This is a genomic window from Nocardia suismassiliense (genome assembly GCF_900269665.1).
GTDB classification, from domain to species: domain Bacteria; phylum Actinomycetota; class Actinomycetes; order Mycobacteriales; family Mycobacteriaceae; genus Nocardia; species Nocardia suismassiliense.
The window spans coordinates 75,594-94,557 of sequence record NZ_LT985362.1 but is presented as its reverse complement, the minus strand read 5'-3'; the positions used below and the strand labels follow the sequence as shown (position 1 = coordinate 94,557).

The 18,964-nt window shown below is 64.7% G+C and carries 20 protein-coding genes; 10 read left to right on the top strand and 10 right to left on the bottom strand.

Annotated elements, in window-relative coordinates:
* Nucleotides 1-411: 411 nt before the first annotated feature.
* From DBO33_RS41370 to DBO33_RS41350, 5 genes are all read left to right on the top strand, one after another.
* Nucleotides 412-870, top strand: a complete 459-nt coding sequence (locus DBO33_RS41370; RefSeq protein ID WP_159080788.1) for a hypothetical protein — start codon at nt 412-414, stop codon at nt 868-870.
* A 179-nt stretch (nt 871-1,049) separates the two neighbouring features.
* The gene (locus DBO33_RS41365; RefSeq protein WP_107661103.1) at nt 1,050-1,412 is read left to right on the top strand and encodes a hypothetical protein; all 363 of its coding nucleotides are present in this window, start codon (nt 1,050-1,052) and stop codon (nt 1,410-1,412) included.
* Entirely contained in the window at nt 1,409-1,813 is a 405-nt protein-coding gene (locus DBO33_RS41360; protein WP_107661102.1) for a hypothetical protein, read from the top strand. The genes DBO33_RS41365 and DBO33_RS41360 overlap by 4 nt, the downstream gene beginning before the upstream one ends.
* 132 nt (nt 1,814-1,945) lie before the next feature.
* Nucleotides 1,946-2,911, top strand: coding sequence for a phosphoadenosine phosphosulfate reductase domain-containing protein (locus DBO33_RS41355; protein WP_107661101.1), 966 nt, complete (start codon nt 1,946-1,948; stop codon nt 2,909-2,911).
* Between the two features lie 85 nt (nt 2,912-2,996).
* Complete coding sequence (locus DBO33_RS41350) at nt 2,997-3,242, top strand: hypothetical protein (protein WP_107661100.1); 246 nt, start codon at nt 2,997-2,999, stop codon at nt 3,240-3,242.
* A 670-nt stretch (nt 3,243-3,912) separates the two neighbouring features.
* On the opposite strand, the gene DBO33_RS43380 is transcribed toward DBO33_RS41350, so the two are convergent.
* A complete protein-coding gene (locus DBO33_RS43380) occupies nt 3,913-4,311 on the bottom strand; it encodes a hypothetical protein (protein WP_159080787.1) in 399 nt (132 codons plus the stop codon).
* A gap of 365 nt (nt 4,312-4,676) precedes the next feature.
* Here DBO33_RS43380 and DBO33_RS41335 point away from each other — a divergent pair, with 365 nt between their 5' ends.
* Both DBO33_RS41335 and DBO33_RS41330 read left to right on the top strand, forming a co-directional pair.
* Nucleotides 4,677-5,123 carry a hypothetical protein gene (locus DBO33_RS41335; protein ID WP_159080786.1) on the top strand — a complete coding sequence of 149 codons (447 nt, stop codon included), beginning with the start codon at nt 4,677-4,679 and terminating at the stop codon, nt 5,121-5,123.
* A 26-nt stretch (nt 5,124-5,149) separates the two neighbouring features.
* Nucleotides 5,150-6,604 (top strand): DUF6301 family protein, encoded by a 1,455-nt coding sequence (locus DBO33_RS41330; protein ID WP_159080785.1) that lies wholly within the window; start codon nt 5,150-5,152, stop codon nt 6,602-6,604.
* Nucleotides 6,605-6,837: 233 nt separating this feature from the next.
* Here the strand turns inward: DBO33_RS41330 and DBO33_RS41325 are convergent, their stop codons facing one another.
* From DBO33_RS41325 to DBO33_RS41300, 6 genes are all read right to left on the bottom strand, one after another.
* Nucleotides 6,838-7,650: a replication initiation protein gene (locus DBO33_RS41325; RefSeq protein WP_159080784.1), complete on the bottom strand. Its 813-nt coding sequence runs from the start codon at nt 7,648-7,650 to the stop codon at nt 6,838-6,840.
* 1,332 nt (nt 7,651-8,982) lie between these two features.
* Entirely contained in the window at nt 8,983-9,366 is a 384-nt protein-coding gene (locus DBO33_RS41320; protein WP_159080783.1) for a hypothetical protein, read from the bottom strand.
* Between the two features lie 361 nt (nt 9,367-9,727).
* The gene (locus tag DBO33_RS41315; RefSeq protein WP_107661093.1) at nt 9,728-10,615 is read right to left on the bottom strand and encodes a recombinase family protein; all 888 of its coding nucleotides are present in this window, start codon (nt 10,613-10,615) and stop codon (nt 9,728-9,730) included.
* Nucleotides 10,616-10,788: 173 nt separating this feature from the next.
* A complete protein-coding gene (locus DBO33_RS41310) occupies nt 10,789-11,256 on the bottom strand; it encodes an ASCH domain-containing protein (protein WP_159080782.1) in 468 nt (155 codons plus the stop codon).
* The gene (locus DBO33_RS41305; protein ID WP_107661091.1) at nt 11,253-12,758 is read right to left on the bottom strand and encodes a hypothetical protein; all 1,506 of its coding nucleotides are present in this window, start codon (nt 12,756-12,758) and stop codon (nt 11,253-11,255) included. The genes DBO33_RS41310 and DBO33_RS41305 overlap by 4 nt, the downstream gene beginning before the upstream one ends.
* A gap of 300 nt (nt 12,759-13,058) precedes the next feature.
* Nucleotides 13,059-13,733 carry a hypothetical protein gene (locus DBO33_RS41300; protein WP_159080781.1) on the bottom strand — a complete coding sequence of 225 codons (675 nt, stop codon included), beginning with the start codon at nt 13,731-13,733 and terminating at the stop codon, nt 13,059-13,061.
* Between the two features lie 200 nt (nt 13,734-13,933).
* Between DBO33_RS41300 and DBO33_RS41295 the strand changes: the two genes are divergently transcribed.
* On the top strand, nt 13,934-14,695 hold the full coding sequence (locus tag DBO33_RS41295; protein ID WP_159080780.1) for a hypothetical protein: 762 nt from the start codon (nt 13,934-13,936) through the stop codon (nt 14,693-14,695).
* A 142-nt stretch (nt 14,696-14,837) separates the two neighbouring features.
* Nucleotides 14,838-15,230: a hypothetical protein gene (locus DBO33_RS41290; RefSeq protein ID WP_107661088.1), complete on the top strand. Its 393-nt coding sequence runs from the start codon at nt 14,838-14,840 to the stop codon at nt 15,228-15,230.
* Nucleotides 15,231-15,597: 367 nt separating this feature from the next.
* Here the strand turns inward: DBO33_RS41290 and DBO33_RS41285 are convergent, their stop codons facing one another.
* Entirely contained in the window at nt 15,598-17,376 is a 1,779-nt protein-coding gene (locus DBO33_RS41285; protein ID WP_159080779.1) for a zeta toxin family protein, read from the bottom strand.
* A gap of 2 nt (nt 17,377-17,378) precedes the next feature.
* Nucleotides 17,379-17,612 (bottom strand): hypothetical protein, encoded by a 234-nt coding sequence (locus tag DBO33_RS43375; protein ID WP_159080778.1) that lies wholly within the window; start codon nt 17,610-17,612, stop codon nt 17,379-17,381.
* Nucleotides 17,613-17,732: 120 nt separating this feature from the next.
* Here DBO33_RS43375 and DBO33_RS43370 point away from each other — a divergent pair, with 120 nt between their 5' ends.
* Nucleotides 17,733-17,873, top strand: a complete 141-nt coding sequence (locus tag DBO33_RS43370; protein WP_159080777.1) for a hypothetical protein — start codon at nt 17,733-17,735, stop codon at nt 17,871-17,873.
* Between the two features lie 7 nt (nt 17,874-17,880).
* Here the strand turns inward: DBO33_RS43370 and DBO33_RS41280 are convergent, their stop codons facing one another.
* The gene (locus tag DBO33_RS41280) at nt 17,881-18,780 is read right to left on the bottom strand and encodes an MBL fold metallo-hydrolase (RefSeq protein ID WP_107661086.1); all 900 of its coding nucleotides are present in this window, start codon (nt 18,778-18,780) and stop codon (nt 17,881-17,883) included.
* Nucleotides 18,781-18,964: the final 184 nt, after the last annotated feature.

Here is an 18,964-nt window from a genome sequence, read left to right as displayed (position 1 = left end):
GCGACGTAGACGAGGGCGGGAGGATTCCGGTGGGAAACCGGCACACCGGCGACCAACGTCGAGCCGGTGCTATTCGGTACCGACTTTCCTGGCCGCGTACGAACGCCATGGGATCATCACACTCCAGCGACGCACTCGAACAGCTACTCCGCAAGCTGATCGAACTGGGATCAGCTGACTGATGTCGGTCACCCGCCCGGGACCGTTCCAAGGCGAGCCGCCAGTATCCGCATCAATCTTCCTCGGCCCATGCGGATCGAGCCGCCATGGCACACCACCCGTGGGTGTGAACGCCGAGTGTGCGAACCAGAACGTCCAGACTGGCGTCCAGCCATAGGCGGACTGCCCGGCGGTACCTGAACCGCGCTGTCGCAGGGCCAGTCCTGGACCACCCACCGGGAGGTGCTGACGATGGATGCCGACCTGACTCCCGCGCAGAACCGGGCTCTCGACGATCTGCTCACCCTGGCACAAAAACACGCTGTCGAGATCCGGTCACGATCACAGCTGACCATCACGCGTCAACCCGAAACCCGCCCCGGCCGAGGCCACGACCTCGAGATCTTTTATGCCGATTCCGATCACGTCATCACCGACATCATCGACGTCTACGGCGCTTCGCGCCCGAACATCGGAGTCGTGGACTGGACCCACCTCGGATCAGACGACGGCGGTGCGCACGACTGCCAGACCTGTGACCACGCGCCAGATATCGCCGATGGCCTGAGTGCGGTCGCCGATAGTCAGCACACCTCCGCAGCCGCGAACGCCCGCACCGGCGGCGCACAGATCGACGCGGGGTGTGGAAACGACCCGCGCATCGACGCGGCAATCGAGTCCGCCAGTCCGCCGGCCGCCGCACAGCTGTGAACCCACGCCTCCCGCGCGGCAGGCCTGCGCCAGGTCGCCTATTGGATCGAGATACCGCCAACCCGAAGTACCCGCGCCAGTCGAATTGCAATACAGAATTCTAGAATGCTAGAATTAATCGAGCGCGGAGGGGTGCGGCGTCCCGACCTTGGAGCCCCCTCCGCGCGGAAGGGCACCTCATGACACACCCCACATCCATCCAGTCCAGCCACCAATCCCCCGCCGAATACGCCATCCACTGGACCGGCCAGACCACCGACGTCGCAGTGGTCAACGATCTGAACGAAGCCAGCGTCGGCGCATGGATCGACGACACAGTGCAGCAAAGCCACCTCGACAAACTCGACGGCGGACGCGCATGGGCGATCACCAACACCCTGGCGGCACTGAATAACCTGGGACGCTCGATCGAGTCCCGCCATGCCACCAGATCCGGTATAGCCGAATGGATCTGCACTCCTGATGGACTGGCAAGACTGCTCGCAACCTACGCCTGCCAAGGCAAAGTCGTCGTCGCTCGCGTCTACGGGAAACAGCGATGACCCGCGAGCCCGGCCCGGGGTCCGCCTCCGCCGACTACCTGCCCGCCACGCTGGCTGGTCGGCCTCCGCACAACCTCGACACCCACCTCGCGACCGCGGTGAAGGTGTGCGCGCGCCTTGAACTACGGCTGGCCGAGCTCGCCGCTACCCACGGCCCCGAGTCCCCCTCTTACCGCGCCGTCGCCGAGTACTGGCACGAAGCCGAACAGATCCGCTGCGGCCTGGCCACCCTGCGCTCACGCCGCGAGCACGGCCAGCGCCGCGCCGATCTCGCCGACGCCGAAGCCCTCCGTTTCGTGGCTCGCTTCCGCACCTGGGACATCCTCGACGCCGCAACGCCACCATCAGAAGCAACAGCGCAACCACCGGGACCCGCTGGCCCACAACCCCTTCGGACGTGAGCCGCGTACACCAGCACGAAGGACACCCCCACGACGCGCGTGAAGCCCGCACCGCATGCAGGGCGACTGCGCCGGTGAACGCCCCGCATGAGCGCCAGAGTCACGAGCCCGATGTCACGAGAGGGAGCTTCGATGTCCGCTGCAAATCCACTGTGCCAGTCGGGTTTCCAACTTCCCGAACTCCCCACCCCGCATCCCGGGCCCGCCCTAGGCGACTATGACCTCATCCTGGTCAACACCTCCGGCGGCAAGGACTCGCAGGCTTGCCTCGACGTGGTCGTGACGAGAGCGCGAGCGGCCGGGGTCGAGCAGCGGGTCGTGGCCGTGCACGCCGTATTGGGCGAGATGGAATGGCCCGGCGTCGCCGACCTCGCGGCCGAACACGCCGCGCACTACGGAATCCGGTTTCTCACCACCGCCCGCACTGGCGCCGACCTGCTCACCCGCATCAACGAACGTGGACGGTTCCCCGATGCCCAGAACCGTTGGTGTACCTCCGATTTCAAACGCGGCCCGATCCGGCGAGTGATGACGGCATTGGTGGCCGAGCTGCGTGAGGACCTGGACGGACGGCAGGTGCGGCTGCTCAACGTCATGGGCATGCGCGCCCAGGAATCTCCCGCCCGTAAGCGGCTGGCCGAGTTCACCCACGACGGCGCCCGGACCTGCCCGTGCCCCACGTGCCGGTTCCGCCGTGCCGGTGCCGAGCGACTGCGCGCGGCCCGGCGCCCGGTCCCACCGCACCTCAAGCCAGGGCACGGTGCCTCGAACAGCCGCCGCCACGTCGACACCTGGCTGCCCATTCATGGTTTCAGTCCCGAACAGGTGTGGGCACGTATCGCCGTGGCGGGCACGCGACCCCATCCCGCCTATGCCGCCGGGATGCCCCGGCTGTCGTGCACCTTCTGCGTACTCGCCTCTCGCTCCGCGCTCGTGCGCGCCGCTCAGCTGCACCCAGGTCTGGCCGCGCGCTATGCCGAGGTCGAATCCCGTATCAGGCACCGGTTCCGCCACGACCTGTCCATGGCCCAGATCATCGCCGTTGCCCAGGCCACCACCGGCAGTGCACCCGCCGCAATCGAGAACTGGGCGGCCTGACCGTCACCCCGGCACCTGCTCCCACCAGCCGAAGCCTCCATCCCCACAGGTGAGCCACCCGCTCACGCCCGGAAGGAACCGTCGAATGCTCACCTACCAACTCGGGCCCATCACCATCACCGTCACCCTCGACGAATCCGCCCCTGTGAACACGTGGCTCCAACACCTGAGCCCTCACGTCCGAGCACTGCACACCGCCACCGGCGAGGACGAAGTGCGCGCCGTCGGCGAGGCGGCTTCAACGATCCTGGCCACCCCTGGGATGACCTACACCAGCACCCCTGGTGGAGGCGTCCTCGACCTGCGCTACCCCGCCATGTTCCGGATCTGACCCGCCAACACGCGCCGGCGCGCGACAGTCCACGGCACACGAACATCGCAATGCCAGCTCCGCCAACCGATTCCACCTGGACCGAACGAAAGAATGCCCGCGATGAGTGCATCCAGCCGATACGGCCGCAGCCCAGTGATCTACACGACGACATTTCACACCCGTTTCCCTCAGTGGGCCAGTGACCCACAGCTGGTGTGAACAGAGCCGCAGGGCCGCACGAGATCGTCCTAACCTCACCCGCAGATCCGCTCTCCCCCGGAGGAACCCCAAAATATGCTCGACATCCTCACTGCCATGACCCGTTTGCCCCATCACCGCGGCCGACGACGGCCCGCGAAACCGGGCCCGCGCGACGCCCTCGATGAACTCATCGACGCCCAGCTCGCACGTGAATCCGTCCAGTACACACCAACTCGCGGGCAGCGGTGCCCCCATCCCTGGTGCGATCAGGACTGGCACATCCTGCCGATCACCGCCACCAGAGCCCAGATGCGGCGCGTGTACGGGCGCCTGGACCCCGGCTACCTTCCCAGCACCGACACCTCACCGGTCGTGTGCCCCGGATCAGGTTCAACCGCAACAACATTTACCCCTCCCCTTTCTCCCACAGCGCCTCAATCAGCACCAGGGCAGGATTGAAATCCGAGCCCGCCCTGCGCTCGCTACTTCAACCGGTCTGGGCGGCAACGATTGTCATGACATGGGCTACTGACAGCCGCATTCTGCCCTCGCCCAGCTGCTCAAGGTTGATGCCGTCCAGCCCCCTCGCATCACTCACCGCTTCCGCGGCCAGATCCCGCTCAATCACCAGAGGAGAAGGCAGACCCGTTGCCGCGCAACCTCTCTCCTGAAGGACGACCATGGCTTTCTCGAAATGCCCACCCGAACGGATCCGCCTGGAGACGTGGATCCCCGCCGCGCTGCTTCTTGGCGCCGCGGCCCTGTCCGTGGCGTCCTGCGCGCCGGGAGCGCCGCCGGGATTCAGCGAAGGCACCGTCATCGATAAGGTCTTCACCCCCGCCTTCACCACGATGGTCCCCGTCACATGCGGCAACGGTTGCACCACCTACACATCCATCATCGATGGACCGCACTACGTGCTCAAAGTCGGCTGGTGCTCCGGGGACGACTGCCGCGTCGAACGGTTCGAAGTCGAACCATCCACCTATGAAGACCTGGACCTGGGCGACACCTACCCTCGCAGCGGACCTGATACTCCTGTCACCACGCACCAGCCCTGACCGCGGTCGGCCGGATGCCGAAAGCCTCGCCACGAAGAAGACTCCGCGGATCCAGCGATCCACCACGTCAGCGGACAACCAGAACAAGTGAGATGTGATGAATAGCAAAGAACTCGAGAAATTTCATGCCTGCTGGCACCCGAACCGACTTCACCAGGCTCGGCGGTTAATAGTCCTCCGCTGACCGCAGGTGATTCGAATTCTCTATTCCAGCAAAGGATTTGAAGTGGACCAACCGATCAAGCCGACCGACTGGAGCCAGATCACCCAGGAGTCCTTCCGCCAGGTTCCTGTCGACCCTGAGGAGGGCAGCCCGTGGTATGCATACACCTCGGTGCACATCGAGCTGTGCCAGCGGATCGCCGAGCCCGTCGCCCTCCAGCTGGCAGCACAGAACGATTGGCCGGACCTCGATGACATCAAGAACCTCACCGGCATGCTGATGACGACACCCGTCGCCGTCCAGCAGCTGCTGGAAAAATTGCATCCTCAACACCCCACGTTTCGGCCCGACGACCACGACTTGCGGATAGCTGCGGCACGACAGAACTTGCCGTCCGAGTGGCAACGCGGCCTGCCGTCAGACATACCGGACGGATTCCTCTCCCGCCCGCGATCGCAGAAGTGGGCGCGGTGATGGGCGCTGATGCGAGGGAGGCACACGTGCGGGTGGATCGCACAGGGGCAGTCGAGATAGCCGAGCTGGCATCACAGTTCGACTGGAGTTGGACACAGTCGGATATCCCCGAGCTCATCACGCTGATGGGATGGGGCCAACCGAAGCCGTCGAAATCGGAGGTCGGAGTGCTCGACTCATCGACTGGCCTCGACGTGGACCAGCCAATCGTTCGGTTCTCAGGCAGTGACGGCCGCCTCGACCACATCATCGTGACCGTGGGAACCGTCTCCGCCGATCCTGGTGTCGAGGATCGCGATGTCCGTTCCGATCTTGCTGCAGCGTTCCATCAGGTGAGCATCGGTCTGTGGGGCCTATGGGGCGCGGCGACGGGGATCAAGGTGTCCACGAAAGCTGGTTTGTGCTGGACGTTTCCGACGCTCGGCGTCGGACTGGCAGTCGGAGCGACGACGATCGAACTCTGGCTGATCGCGCCGGCCGAACAGCGCCGTGTGGCGGAGCTCGAGCGCGGCCAGGCCGCCACATTCGAGGCCTCCGGCACGTGGATCGACTATGCCGCCGCCATTTCTGTTCTGGTGCAGGCGGATCCTGGGGCATGGTCAGACGCCGACCTGAACCAGGTATTCGCTCAGCTCGGGTGGACGGTTTCCGCCGAAAGTGGTCCATCCGGGACGTTGAGGGCCGACGCGGGTCAGGTATCGCTGAGCGCTGCCAGGAGCACGGAGTATCAGCGCCGCCGCGGCTATGGCGACTACGCCAGCCTGCGGTTGCGCACTATCTTGCCTTCCACGGTGGTCGACATCGCCTACGCTGCTGCGCTCGCGGCCTGCGCGCGGTCCCTGGGTCCACCGTCCTTCGTTTCCGGTCCCGGTGCGATCGTGACATGGCGGCGTCACGACACCACACTGATGCTGTCGCGCGACCTTTCGCGTGGTAGCGGCGCACTTGTTGTGGAGTTGAGCCCGACCGCCGCGATGGAAAACGAGATCGCCTTCTACAGCGAATGGTCTGAGGACGGGGTACCGGGTGAGTACTGGCGCGTCCGGCCCGACCGCACCGCCGAGAGGACCGACCTCGAAGGGATGTGGTTCCCGGGTACTCGAGACGCAGACGACTGGGACACTTTCAACAGCAATTTGGGCGAGGTGTTCATCTCCCTCGGAGAGGATTTGAGGGTCCTCGGCCCGTACGCGCCGTCGATAACCTGGGTGATCACGGCCGATGGAGCGGATGGGTTCATCGCTCAGGGCTGGTTCTCACCGACCGGAAGCCGCGTGGAAACCCTCGAAGGCGGCGAGATCGTGTTTCGCGACTATCCACCTGGTCGTGACGGCGCCGAGCAGATCCTGCGCATCACCCGGGCGGCGCTGCGCACCGCGGTCGACGCTCCGCATTCGCTGCGGTATTACGCCTTTGCGCAAGCACCGCAGCAGCTGTGGGACTTTCGACTCGGGATCGCCGAAAGCCGCGACGAGCAGTAGCCCTGCAAGCAACCAAGGCGCCGCGTGAGCATTCCCCTGGGCGCAACGCCCTGTCATGACGACCGGACGACCAATACGCTGCATTGGCAACGACTTTCGGGACCGCGCACGCACACCAGGGGCCATTCCATGTCTCGCGGCCGATGATCCTGACGAGGATCTGTTCTTCTACGCCAGACCGTGTAAGGGCGGCTGGCTCACGGCAATCACGCTGCGGTGGAGTAGGTTTGGCCTCAAGTTAGTTCGGCCGGGCCGGACCGGCCCCGTTCCGGCGCACCTCTAACCTCCTCGAAGTACTGATCGGCTCTCTTCTGTAACCGCTGTTGCAGTTTCCCTGATACCGGATCTCCGGTCAGGGCTCCCCATCGCTGCTCAATATCTGCCCACGGGATCAAGGATGTCGAATCCCGCTCCGTGATCGTCTTCACTGGCGGGGCCGCCCGGCAGTACTGGTCCAGCTCGCCCGGCGAATGGTGCAGGTGCACGACATCTTCCCAAGTGACTGCCACCGGATAGATACCGAAGTCGAGGAAGAAGTCGAGTGACAGTCGGATGCTGATCCGGCCTTCGGGCTGTTGTGCAGGAAACCATCGAGAGCGTTTGGTCGGGACATCGTCGACACTGATGCTGGAGGCCAGGTAGTCGCTGATCACGAAATCCTCCCGGATGACGTAGAAGTGCGATGTCAACAGTCGGCACAGTTGATCGAACACCGCAGCGACGGCCGGGTCATCCTTGCCGGTCGGCTGTAACCCCAAAGTCCGTGCGAACTCCAGCACACTCCCCAGGTGCAGCTCGTCGTCAGGTGACCGCTCTGGATGCAGAGTCTCAGTGCACATCCAGATCAAGATCAGCCGCGCTATCCCCCCGTATGGATGCCCGGCGGCGGACGGTGTGATCCTCACCAGAGTCGTGCCGGTGCGCCGCGTGTCGCTGACCGGACTGGCTTCCTCGGGGATGAGGGGCACCGGGTGGGTGAGCAGGCGCGGTGCACAGGCAGCGCCGGCCGTCCCCGGCGGGGCCGGAGGGGTCTGCTCGTCGGGCATCGATTGGGGCTGTTGTGGCTGGTCGAGGCGACGCAATGCTGCTGTGTAGGAAATATTCTCTGCGGCGCTGACTTCTCGGGCTCGTTGGCGCCTACCAGCGCTCGAATTCTTGGGCATGGTCATTCAATTCCGGTGAATCGCCCACGCCGATCCGCCTGGTCGATGACATGCGGTGAACGCGGGCCCCGAGGGGACCTTGGTCGACGAGGTCATCCGTTCCGGCGTGGGCGGGATGACACGACGCGGAGCGTGCGCGGCCTGACTCCTGACTCCGAGAGCCATTCGCAGCTTAGCAAGAGCACTCGAACGCGTCGGTGTGCCGCGCGCCGGGTCGCCGCCCGGCGAAGCACGGGTCCGGGCGCGTTTCGGCTCCACACCCGGAGGGTGCGCCGGTCGGCAGGGCTGAGGCGAGGCTGTTCAAGGCAGCCAGCTACACCGCAGGGCCGACATCGGTGCTCGGCGTGGGATCCAGTACAGGCGCGGTCGCGTCGAACGCCGTGGACGATGTGTGCTGCGGGCTGGTTCGAACGGGATGACCTGCGGTGGAAACGCGAGTCGCAGCAAGATGCTCAGCACTGTCGCCAGCAGGCGGGGGCGGCTCGGTCACGTTCGTTCGGTTTGTGGATGGGTCCATATCCGAGGGAACGTCGGGTGCTGGGATGGCTCGATCTGGTATCGGCCCACTGTGGTGGCGGGTGACCGAGGCGGCTTGGCTGGTCGCGGTGATCGAGTACGCACTGGCCATCGTGGCGAGAGTCGCAACCCCAGCACCTACCGCTGCTAGCGTGGGCGATGAAGCGAGAGTTGTTGCAGTCCAGGCGGAGAGCGCACCTGCGGCGGTGAATCCGGTGGTGCCGGTCAGCCGCAGGCCCGCAGCCAGACCCGGGCGGCTGTCACGATACTCAGAGACCAGGCGCCCGAAGGCCCGTCCACCGATCAGCTGACACGCCGAAATCAGCGCGATCGCTACTTCGACGCTGATCATGGGGCCCCCTCGGCAGCCGGTGAAGTGGATGTTCCGCCGGTCAAGCTACGACCCGCCGCGCCGCGATCACATGGTTGTCCCACTCGCAGTGTGGAATCGCGGCACAACGTTGCTGGCCACCTACACCGCAAGGCCGACATCGGTGCTCTGCGTGGCATCCAGTACAGACGCGGTCGCATCAAACGCCGTGGACGATGTGCGCTGCGGGCTGGTTCAAACGGAATGACCTGCGGTGGAAGCGCGAGTCGCAGCACTGTCGCCAGCAAACGAGGGCAATTCACTCACGTTCGTTCGGTTTGTGGATGAGTCCACCTCCGAGGGATGTCGGCAACGCTTCACATCGTGGCCTAGCGAAGTTGGCCGCTCAGCGCCAGCGCGAGACGGTCGGTTGCTTCGCGGAGTTCGGTGAGCGTCCATCGATGGCCGCCGCCGGGGAACGTTTGCGCGATTCGAGCCTCTTCAGCGAGATAGCTCCACAAGCCGGCGTCGATGTAGGGCATGAGGTCGTCTGGCGCCCAGTAAGAGCCGACGTGTCTGGTATCGAAACCGACCCAGCCCCGTGCATCTGGGCCGTACGTGACATCGACCAGCTTGAGGTCGACCTCATCCACATGACCTTCGGGAATGCGCACGTAGGCGGCCAGTGTCGTCCACGTTGGGCAAATGACACACGTCAGCCCATGCGATTGCCAACTGTCGATCGCCAACTGAGCGATGAGGTCCTCTGCCACAGGCCAATGGTACGGATGGGTAGCGCCCACCGCGCCGCCGACGAACACCTCCGAGCCTGGCTGAGGCCCCCACTGCGGCCAGGATCGCCGCACCCATGTGCTTCACGTTCAGTCATTCTGCCGTGCACGGCTTCTCGCCAACCGCCGGTGAAAGCGGATCGCTCGTCCGGTCAAGCTATGACCCGCCCGGCAGCTAGCGCATGAATCTGCCACTCGCGGTGTGGATCGCGACCGAAGCGGCTGACACGCGCGCGAACGAACCTGTGGAGGATCAGCACTGCGGCGATCGCCAGGCGTGCACATTTTCCCCGGATCGTCCCCGGCATTCGTGGGAGTTGTCGTCAGTCCAATAGGAGGTGACTCACAACGGAATGTATTCGCGGTTCTTGCGAGCAGAGGTTCGTGGTTGCCCTGGAGCGAGGTCCGCGGGAAGGGTGGGCAGCTTCTCGGCGACTTGCTCGGCTGTCAGTGGCGCGGACAGCGCGGCACCGAGATCGGCGCGGCCGTCCTCGGTGTCGGGGTTCCAGGCGATATCAGGATCGACTGTGCGCACTCGGGCGACTACACCGTCGATCACATAGACGATCGCGCGCACGTATGGGCGGCGGGCGGGGTCGATGTTCCAGCCGCGGACATCGTCGTCGGGATGGCCGCTGCGCCTTGAACGTGGCACTTGATAAACCACCAACGCGCAGTCCCCTGCCGGGGCCTTCAGATGCCGATACAGCGTCGTCCTGGGCACCTGCAGGTCAGCAGCGATCTCGTCTACGGTTTGCCCGCCTGCGGCGTAGCGTTGCTGTGCCTGCGCCAGCACGTCGGCGTTGATAGAGCGAGGCCGCCCGGGGCCTGCGCTGCGGCCTCGGGGTTTGACTGCAGTAGCGCGCACCTCCGACTCGGTGGCGATGAGTTCCCTCACGAGATCGAAAACCGCATGCCCTCCGGGTTGGCGGGTATCGATGGTTTGCTCGATCACAACCAGGTGGGCGCCATGGGAACCCACCTGCGTCAGCACGCTCAGCAGTGAGTGGGAATCGCGGCTATCGAGGTGAGCCAGCCTTGCCACGACGAGATCGTCTCCCGGGAGCAGACCATCGAGCAGGGTGTCTCGGAGCGGACGGCCGGCCAGCTTCCCGTTGGCCTCCTCGATGACGAGGTGCTCGGTCGAGACGCCCGCCGCGACGATCGCCGCGGTCTGTGTCTCGACACTGTGCTCACGTGCCCAGGCACAGACATATCCGTAGCGGGTCATGACCGGTGCGAACTCCTTCTCATCTTCAACGACGCGTGGTCACGATCCTTGCCCAAGCCACCGTCGGCACCTGGAGCGGGCGGTGTCCACCGCCGCTCGAGCGGCCGGGCCGCGTGCAGCACAGGGCCGTTGCCTCGACTTGTCGCAGGGCGGCGATGCCACGAGTTATGTTGTTACTCAATACGTTTGGCGTGCGATGGTGGTTGATCGTCGAGGTATCGCCAGTGGATGCGGGTGACTTCGGTGTCAGGCAACACGCCGCGATGGGTGGCGCAGAAGAACGCGACGAATTCCTGTCGGTTCAGGCACGGGAAGCGTTCGGCGATTACGTCATCGGCGGTGATTGCCGAGACCGGTTCTTGTCGCAGCGAGACGACTTCGACGGCGACGATGCGTTCGGCATCCTCGCCGCGCTGCAGTCCCACCGCCTTCTCGCACAGCATGATCTGTTCACCGACGCGCACATGTCGCCAACCGAGGCGGCGTGTGACGGACTTTTGCCGGGCTCGCACCTGCTCCAGGGGCCGCGCTACCGACATCAATCCCATGGCTGCCCTCCGGCCTGTGAGAGTAGCGATCTTCGTGCATTCGACCGCCAACACCGGCCGGTATGGCGCTGCGCTGCGTGCCGCCACGTTCACAGTCCCGCCTCGGTACCCGTGGCTGTATCCGCCGCTGAACCGGCAACCGGGACGATCTCGGTGACGCGGTGTCCGGAGTGGCCACGGTGGCCACGAGCGGCTGCCGCCAGATTTGGCGGAAGGGCGTGCGTGTCGACGCTGCGCTGGTCCATCTCTGGGTTTCGCCAGTGATGGTGGGCGTCTACCTCGGCGACGGTGCGTCGGAGGAGTTCCGCTCCGCCGGCACGCTCGAGCAGATGCCCGAACGTGGCGATGATCTGTTCGGGCGCGGATCGGTAGCGTGTACCGGTGCCTTGGTAGAAGCCATAGCGTTCGATCAAATGCCCGCTGAGGTCAGCGACGCGGACCGATTCCCCGGTCGCGGTGTTGGTGATTGTATGGTCGCTGGTTCCCGCGGTCCCGTCCTGGAACGGTGATGCTTGCGGACCCAGGCTGGCGTCGGTGCGGATGACGTAGCTGTTGTTGTCCTCGCCCGTATGAGCGCGCACCGCGAAGAAGTTGGCCAAGGCGTTGTTGATCCGCACCGTGATGCCGAGCTCGCGGTGGCTGAGTCCAAGGCTGCGAACAACGTCATTGTCGCGTGCCATGGTCGCGAGCAGTCGGTCGTGCGGGCCGAGGAATCCGGCAGCAGAGCCGCCGTACCACACCCGGCCCTGGCTGCCGGGAAGATCACTGTCGAAAGGCCGCATCCAACGCTCGAGGTCGCTGATGGAGTGGCCGTTGATACTGGTCAGCGCTTCGATGGTCGCGGTGGCGTTGTCGCCGGCGACGATGAACCCTGTCGCTTCGATGGAGCTGGGGGTTGGCGCGACTCCCACATCGGCGGCGGTCACCGGGCGAGTGACTCGGGCATCTACTACCTGTATCGCCGAATGGCTAGACACTGCGTATTCGAGCCATCCATTACTCAGGCGCAGCGCGGATTCGCTTACGTTGTGGGTGCTGACGCCCAGGATCTGCGAACGTGCGATGAGTTCGGCTTCCCGAGTGCCGGTAACCGGTCGATGGAAGACGATTTGGTTTCCCGGTGTCACGGTGGCGGACAGCTCGATGTCTGTGTGGCACAGCCGGAATAGCCCGCCATCCAGTGGCTCGAATCCCGCATCGGTGAGTTGTTGGTCCAAGGGGACTTGCGTCTGCGCGAGCCTGTGCAGGATCGCCCGCTGCAGCTCAGTGTCCAACCCGCCGGACATGGCGCCCCCGCCAGCCTTCAGTCGTGCCTGGAGATCCACGGTGTCGAACCGGGGACCGGCGGTACGTGTGAGGACGGTGACGTGATCTGCACCAAGTTGGGTTGCCACGGCGAGAACTCGTCGATCATCGTTGCGGATCGTCGCGTTGGCGGTCGAGGAAAGCCGCAGACCGTCGGGGCTGCTTTCGATCAGAAATCCGCCGCCGCGGTACAGGCGGTCGTTCAGCCGTTCGATGCCAGCCGGAACTGCCTCGGTAGCGAAAATCGCTGAGCTTGAGTCGCTTTGGGCGGAACTCGGGTTGTCGGTCATGACAGTGGACCTTCCGAAGTTTGGCGGTTCGGTTCATATTTGCCGACAGCTATTGGCGGCAGAGCCTCGGATGGTGGCGTCGTGTGGGCAATGGTCGATTCGTCGGCACGGGTTCGGGCGGGCGCGGCGCTGACGGAGTCGGCGAGTCGGCATGCGAGCTGCAACGTGAGTCCGTACCCGCTTCAGCGCCAACAGAAGCCAAATACGCCCCATTGCAGCCTTGTGCAAGGGCCCGGCCAGTCGCTGGGTGTGAGAAGCGTGGCATCGAACCTCGGAGGTCGGGGTGCCGGTGTCGTTGCCTCACCAGATTGCCTCGCCATAGAGCTCGAAGGCGCGCTTGGCGAGTTGCTGTTCCTCCGCGGACAAGTCTTCGCGAAAGCTGCGTTCGGCCGACCAGTACCCGGCCACCCGCGCCAGATCCCGCAACTCTTCGATCGTGAAATCGTCGTCGCTGCTCGGTGTTTGGGTCCAGTGGACCCCACCGGTGGCGTACAGGTTGTACCGGGAGTGCACATGAAACACCATTGCCAGACCTGCGTGGGCGGCCTCGGCGACGCACGCTTCGTACACCTGCTCGGTGAAGTCGCTGACCACGCCACGACGGTTGGCGATGAGATATACGCCTTCCCCGGTCTCGGTGCGCGCAATTAGATAGCGGTGGCCTTCGTTGGTGATCGGGGTGAGGTGCGGGCCATAGGTGGCCAGGGCCGAATCCACCAGCCTCCTCCGTTTGCTCTCGGCCGGTTGCGGTGTCTGTTCGTGCGCGCCAAATGCTCGCAATGTATGCGCGTCGATGTCGATGTCGTTGTCGGACAAGCGTTGTCCTTCCGAGCTCATGGCGATGGGTCTGCCGACCGTTGCGTTTTGTTTATGGGAGTGATTATGGGATTGACGATACGCCATGTGACCGCTCCACTCCACCTCTTCGACAAACGATTCAGATTCGCTGCCGGAAGGGCCGAATTGCTGCGGCACAACAGAACACGGTCCGACCAGCCCAGACATCGGCGTATGACCCGCGTCCTCGCGACGCGTCCGGCGACCGATCCCGCAGAACTGGGTCCAGAGACGCAGGCAAGCTCAGCGCCTCGAACCAGTTCGTCGGGCGATCAGCTTGCGCGTATCTCCGCGGTGCCGGGCCGTCCCGACCGACAACTGGTGTGCCCCCACACGGGGTGGAACATAGCCCCGACCGGCCTCGTGCAGCCATAACCTCGGCGCTTCATCACCGATTTGCACCCGAGGCGGCACACGAAATGTCCAACTCCAGCGCCGATTTCGCTGTCCTGCATCCTGACGGACGCGTCGTCTATGGCCATCGCCATCACGACGAGAAGATCGCTTCGGCGGTACTACGCCACCTCACCGGATCACTCGACAACGACTTCACAGCGCATCCGACCCCGCTTCGGCGCACTGGCGTGGAGGGCCCACCTGATATGTGGTGCGTCGGTGTGGACTTGCTCGCCCCAGGCACCCACAAGCGGGCAGCAAATGAGATGGCCGACCACGTCCTCGACCGGGTCGTCGGAACTCGACGTGCTCTCGACGCACGGGAGTCCTGGCGCGGACCGGTGGTGCTGCACATGAAGCACGATCGCAGAACCGGAGCCGTTCCCACCCTCGATGACAGCGGCGTCCGGGAACTGATCGATGTCGCAGCCCAGACGTACCGGCAAGAACGCCACTCGCTCGAAAGCCTCTCTCGGGCAGACGAATCAACACGCGGCCGTCAGAGCGATACCTCACGCCAGCGCACGCAGGCCGGTATGTCCACCCTCGACCCGACGCAGTTGGACGACGGGCTGGCGGCAGCCGCCAGCACCCGACGCCCCGTTGGTGTTCGAGCCGCCGCCCTGGATGCCGACCCGGCGCCAACCGCTGCCACTGACTCCACTGTCACCGCCGACGCCGGCCTTGCGGCTGGTTGCGACTGAACCGACTTCACGACCACTGGCTATCCACACCGCGAGTGTGGATACTGCACCGCACCCGGCTGCTCGGTCGATACCGTGACCGCGCATCCAGCACGCTGTCGCGCGGATGTCGCTACCAACCACGGGAAAGGCATTACAGCCCATGCGAATTCGCCCTACACTCATCGCTGCTGGAGCCGCTGCCATCGGCGCCGCGATCACCGTCACCACCGCAGGTACCGCAGCGGCGGTCGTGCCCATCGGTTCACCTCAAGACGGCATCATCGCCGGTGTCGGGCTCAACCATCCCGAGACGCAGGCGGTAGCGGGCTCGCCCCTTCCAGGGCTGCTCGGCATCGGACTACTCGCCCCGCTGATCACGGTCCACGTCGATGAGAACTCCGGCCTCCCCCGCGCAGCCAACGGTCAGGTCCTCGCCGATATGAACACAATCTTCAACGACGCCGCCGGCGCGCCCAACGGCAGGATCGCCATAGCGATCGTCGACCCGGCACGATTCGGCGGCCACAGCATCCTGGTCGCTGAGTTCCTCTGACACACTTCAGCATTAAGGCAGCGAGCAGTATGTGGGCGTGGAGCAGCAGCGTCGCCGATTACGCCGCCGCTGCCTCGTGGAGAAGGTCGTACGCCGAGCTAGCCCCTCCGACGGCGGTCGACCCGGAGTTCTGGCAGGAACGGGAGTTCCTTACCGGAGACCGTCAACACCTCGACACGGAGCCGCCTTAGCCCGCCGCCCGAAACCCCGGCGCGGGAGTGCAGGCCGGTGGTCCTACTCAGAGGCACCGTTCTGGGCTAGTCCAAGTTCTGCTGCTCGAACTCACTGCCATAGGAGTAGCAGTTACTGGACGACTTCGAGAATCCCGAGTACGTCTCGGAGTCGATCGAACCTGACGCAGCGTGTTTCACACGTCCGGAGCGGCCTCAGATGGCGGGTCGAGGTCCGGGTTCGCATCGGGATTCGAGTCACGTGGTTCTGTGGTGGAGGCGCCGACGTTGAAGGTGTCGGTGATGCGCCGGTTGTGGAGCTTGTGTGGCAGGGCGGCGGCCGAGAGCCCGTCGTCGTTGATCGCGTGTTCGGCGAACGCGCGGTCGATGACCGCGGCAATCCGCTCGGCGGCCTCGGAATCGGCAGGCGTCGCGTGGAACTGGATCGCCTCGGGGGGCGCCTGTTCGAACAGGCGCCGGTGTCCGTCGATCGCCAGCAGTGCCGCGGTCCCACGGACGAGGTTCATCCACGCGGGGTTTCCTATCAGATACATTTCACGCAGGTCAGCGCCGTGGTATTCCATCGGTGGATCTACCGTTGTGACTACACGGTCCAAAATCTGCTGATAGGCGTGATGTGCTCGGGAGTCGATCTCGCCATCACTTCGCGAGTCGGGCAGGACCAGTTGAAATCGGTCCTTGGGGAATCGAGTGCTGAATCCTGCGGGGTCGAGTTCGGGCCTTCGGATTGTTTCGACAGCCACCTGGGTGTCGAGTCCAGCGTCCACGAGCGCGGCGTTCCACATCGCGACGCGCTCGCTCGCGGTCAAGGGGTTCAGCTCACGGGCTGATGTCAGTTGCCGTTCGAGGTAGAACCTCTCGAGTCCGGCCGGCGCCGGGAAGGTGGTCTCGGGTACATCGTCGAAGTCGATGACGCCGATGGTCACGTGGTCGTGGGTCAACAACATCTCGGCGATCGCGTCCATGTGCCAGGCTGTGACGAGTTGATATCGGCCCAGCGTCACCGCTTCGAGCGAAGAACGTGCGTACGCACCGGGATTGAGGAGCAGTTCGGCGTCGCGCCGAGCCTGGGTCAGCGAGGGACTCCACTCCCGATTCATGCGGATTTTGAGGCTTCCGTGCAACCGCAGCCAGTCCTTGGATTCCTGCGCCGTCCATCCCTGGTTGCGGACCGCTTCGATTACCGCTGGGACCGAAGCCGTCGAGAGGTCGAGGGTCGGATGCGGTGTCGGCGAAAGGTGCCCGAGTGAATCAGCGGTCTGGTCGCGTGCGCGACGGTATATCAGCTGACCGTCGGCGCCGCGGTAGACCGAGGTACGGGTAATCGCACTAGCGGTGTCGGCCCACGCCGCCACCGAGGCAAGGTTCGCGTTTCTTCGATCATGGGCTTGGTCGCCGAGGTAGTTGTCGCGCCCGATCCGCTCGAGCGACAGTTGTGTGCGTTCGAGCAGCATCAGGCGACTGCGTGCCGTGGGGGTGGCGACGAAGGCGACCTCGATGTCGTAGTTGCCGGATGGATGCGGTGTAGGGCGGGTGAGCTGGTTGGTGACTGCGGCTGCGGTGCGGACATCCTCGAGATCGTCTTCGACGATGACGTGGGCGCTGCGCTGCTCGCGCAGATAGTCCAGGGTTTGAAGAAGCCAGCGGTGTGCGTCCTGCTGGGCGCGGCGGTCGGCTTCGGCTGATCCCAAGGCGCGCTGCAGATCTGCGTGCTCGGGGTAGAACGATCGAAGATCGTCCATGGCGATGATGACGGGTCGGCTGTCGGTGAACTCATCGGCAAGGGTGTGGGCCAGCATCGTCGTGCCCGCACCTGGCTGGCCGACCAGCACGACGGCCCGCGGTGCCGGTGCTGGGAATGCGTCGGAGAGCAGAAAGCGAACGATCTGCTCCTCGAAGATCCGTCGCGCGGTCTCCTCGGGCAATAGCGATGAATCCGGCGCCGGGCTGCTCATGCTCAGTGGTTGCGGTGGATTGCTCTGTAGGCCGGGGCATCGTTGTCGAGCACGGTGCGGATCGCTTCTGGATCGCGAGCACGTACTAGCGTGAGCCGGTCCTGATATTGATCGCGCAGCGCGGCCTTGGTCGGGTCGGTCTCGGCCTCGAGGGTGGCGCTCCGTACGAGCGCGGTGATCCATTTCAAGGCTTCCTCGAACGCGGCGACCTCATCGATCGGGACGGATTCGCCCATGGTGTTCTCCTCCTGATAGAAAGCCCGTTCGCGACTCGGTCGAACGGATCTTGTTGCGAGGCTACTGATTCGCGTAGCGCCGGCTGGGCTCTTGCCCGCGGCTCCCGCACAATGAAGGCCATGTCCGCCAGTATCGACAGTGCGGCCTGCGACACCGCGGCCCTGGATACGAGCGCCGAGTTCGCCGCCACCCACCACGAACGCGACCGCCCGCCACCCACGAGCTGCGCATCGGGAGACGTTCAGAGCTCCTGCGGCTAGCGACATTTCAGATGTAGGAGTTGTCGTCATTGGGGTGCGGCCGCCACCGCACGGTGTCCTCGACCGAAATCACTCGCCCGAACTGCACATCAGCGAAGTGGCAGCCGAATCCGAGAGTGTTCGGCTTGGCGAGCTCGCGGACCAGGCGGCGGCGAGCCTCGGTGGCCAGGGCCGGATCATGGTCGGGCTCCGACACCAAATGCGGGTGAGCGATCTGTATCGAAGAAGTAAGGGCATCACCGAAGGCGATGAGCGTCTGGCCGGCGGATTCGATGACGTAGGCGGTGTGGCCGACGGTGTGACCGGCCATAGACAGTACGTGAACCCCAGGGAAGATCTCCTGCCCGTCTCGGACCGTGCGGACCTGCTTGGCGAAAACCTCGATCATCTGCGCCACGGTGCCCTGCTCGGCGACCTGGGCACGGTGCCGCCATTCTGCTTCGCCGAGGTAGATCGTCGCCTCGGCGAACGGCAGAGTGTCGGTCTCGGGATCGGGCATCCAGGTCCAGCCGAGGTGATCGGCGTGCAGATGGGTCAAGGCAACAGCTTCGATGCGGGCGGGCGTGCATCCCAGCGCAGCCAAGCTGTTGAGCATCGCGCCACCGCGCAAATGCCCGTAGGGCGTGTCGACCTCCATGGGCCCGAAGCCGCAGTCGATAAGCATTGACCTATCACCATGTTCGACCAACAGCCCGCCGACGCTGGCGATGAGATCACCGGCGGCATCAAGATATTCGGGATGGTTGTCCCAGATCCCACCCGAACCTGGAAACCACAACCGCGGTTCGAGCGGCGTGAGCCCGTCAGGCAGATAGGTGACGGTGATTTCGCCGATCTGGACACTGCGGATCGGGGCCGGACGGATCAATCGGTCCAGGGTGGTCGGGAAGAGGTTGCTGGTGGTCACGGGTGTGGGCTCCGGTCCTAATCAATTTCGCGAGTTCATGATTCGCCCGACGGTGGCGTTGAGGGTTCACGTCGCGATCGGCAGAACACGGCGGTCGACCGACTCTGGAGTGGATTCGTCGCGAGTTCGAATTCACGCGTGAGCTCCCACCCACCCACATCGGATGAGTCACCCCGACAGCATT

What these genes read in the sequence shown, in the direction of transcription:
- DBO33_RS41370 (WP_159080788.1), top strand. Translation starts at nt 412, where the DNA reads ATGGATGCCGACCTGACTCCCGCGCAGAACCGGGCTCTCGACGATCTG.
- DBO33_RS41365 (WP_107661103.1), top strand. Translation starts at nt 1,050, where the DNA reads ATGACACACCCCACATCCATCCAGTCCAGCCACCAATCCCCCGCCGAA.
- DBO33_RS41360 (WP_107661102.1), top strand. Translation starts at nt 1,409, where the DNA reads ATGACCCGCGAGCCCGGCCCGGGGTCCGCCTCCGCCGACTACCTGCCC.
- DBO33_RS41355 (WP_107661101.1), top strand. Translation starts at nt 1,946, where the DNA reads ATGTCCGCTGCAAATCCACTGTGCCAGTCGGGTTTCCAACTTCCCGAA.
- DBO33_RS41350 (WP_107661100.1), top strand. Translation starts at nt 2,997, where the DNA reads ATGCTCACCTACCAACTCGGGCCCATCACCATCACCGTCACCCTCGAC.
- DBO33_RS41325 (WP_159080784.1), bottom strand. Translation starts at nt 7,650, where the DNA reads ATGCCCGACGAGCAGACCCCTCCGGCCCCGCCGGGGACGGCCGGCGCT.
- DBO33_RS41315 (WP_107661093.1), bottom strand. Translation starts at nt 10,615, where the DNA reads ATGACCCGCTACGGATATGTCTGTGCCTGGGCACGTGAGCACAGTGTC.
- DBO33_RS41305 (WP_107661091.1), bottom strand. Translation starts at nt 12,758, where the DNA reads ATGACCGACAACCCGAGTTCCGCCCAAAGCGACTCAAGCTCAGCGATT.
- DBO33_RS41290 (WP_107661088.1), top strand. Translation starts at nt 14,838, where the DNA reads ATGCGAATTCGCCCTACACTCATCGCTGCTGGAGCCGCTGCCATCGGC.
- DBO33_RS41285 (WP_159080779.1), bottom strand. Translation starts at nt 17,376, where the DNA reads ATGAGCAGCCCGGCGCCGGATTCATCGCTATTGCCCGAGGAGACCGCG.
- DBO33_RS43375 (WP_159080778.1), bottom strand. Translation starts at nt 17,612, where the DNA reads ATGGGCGAATCCGTCCCGATCGATGAGGTCGCCGCGTTCGAGGAAGCC.
- DBO33_RS43370 (WP_159080777.1), top strand. Translation starts at nt 17,733, where the DNA reads ATGTCCGCCAGTATCGACAGTGCGGCCTGCGACACCGCGGCCCTGGAT.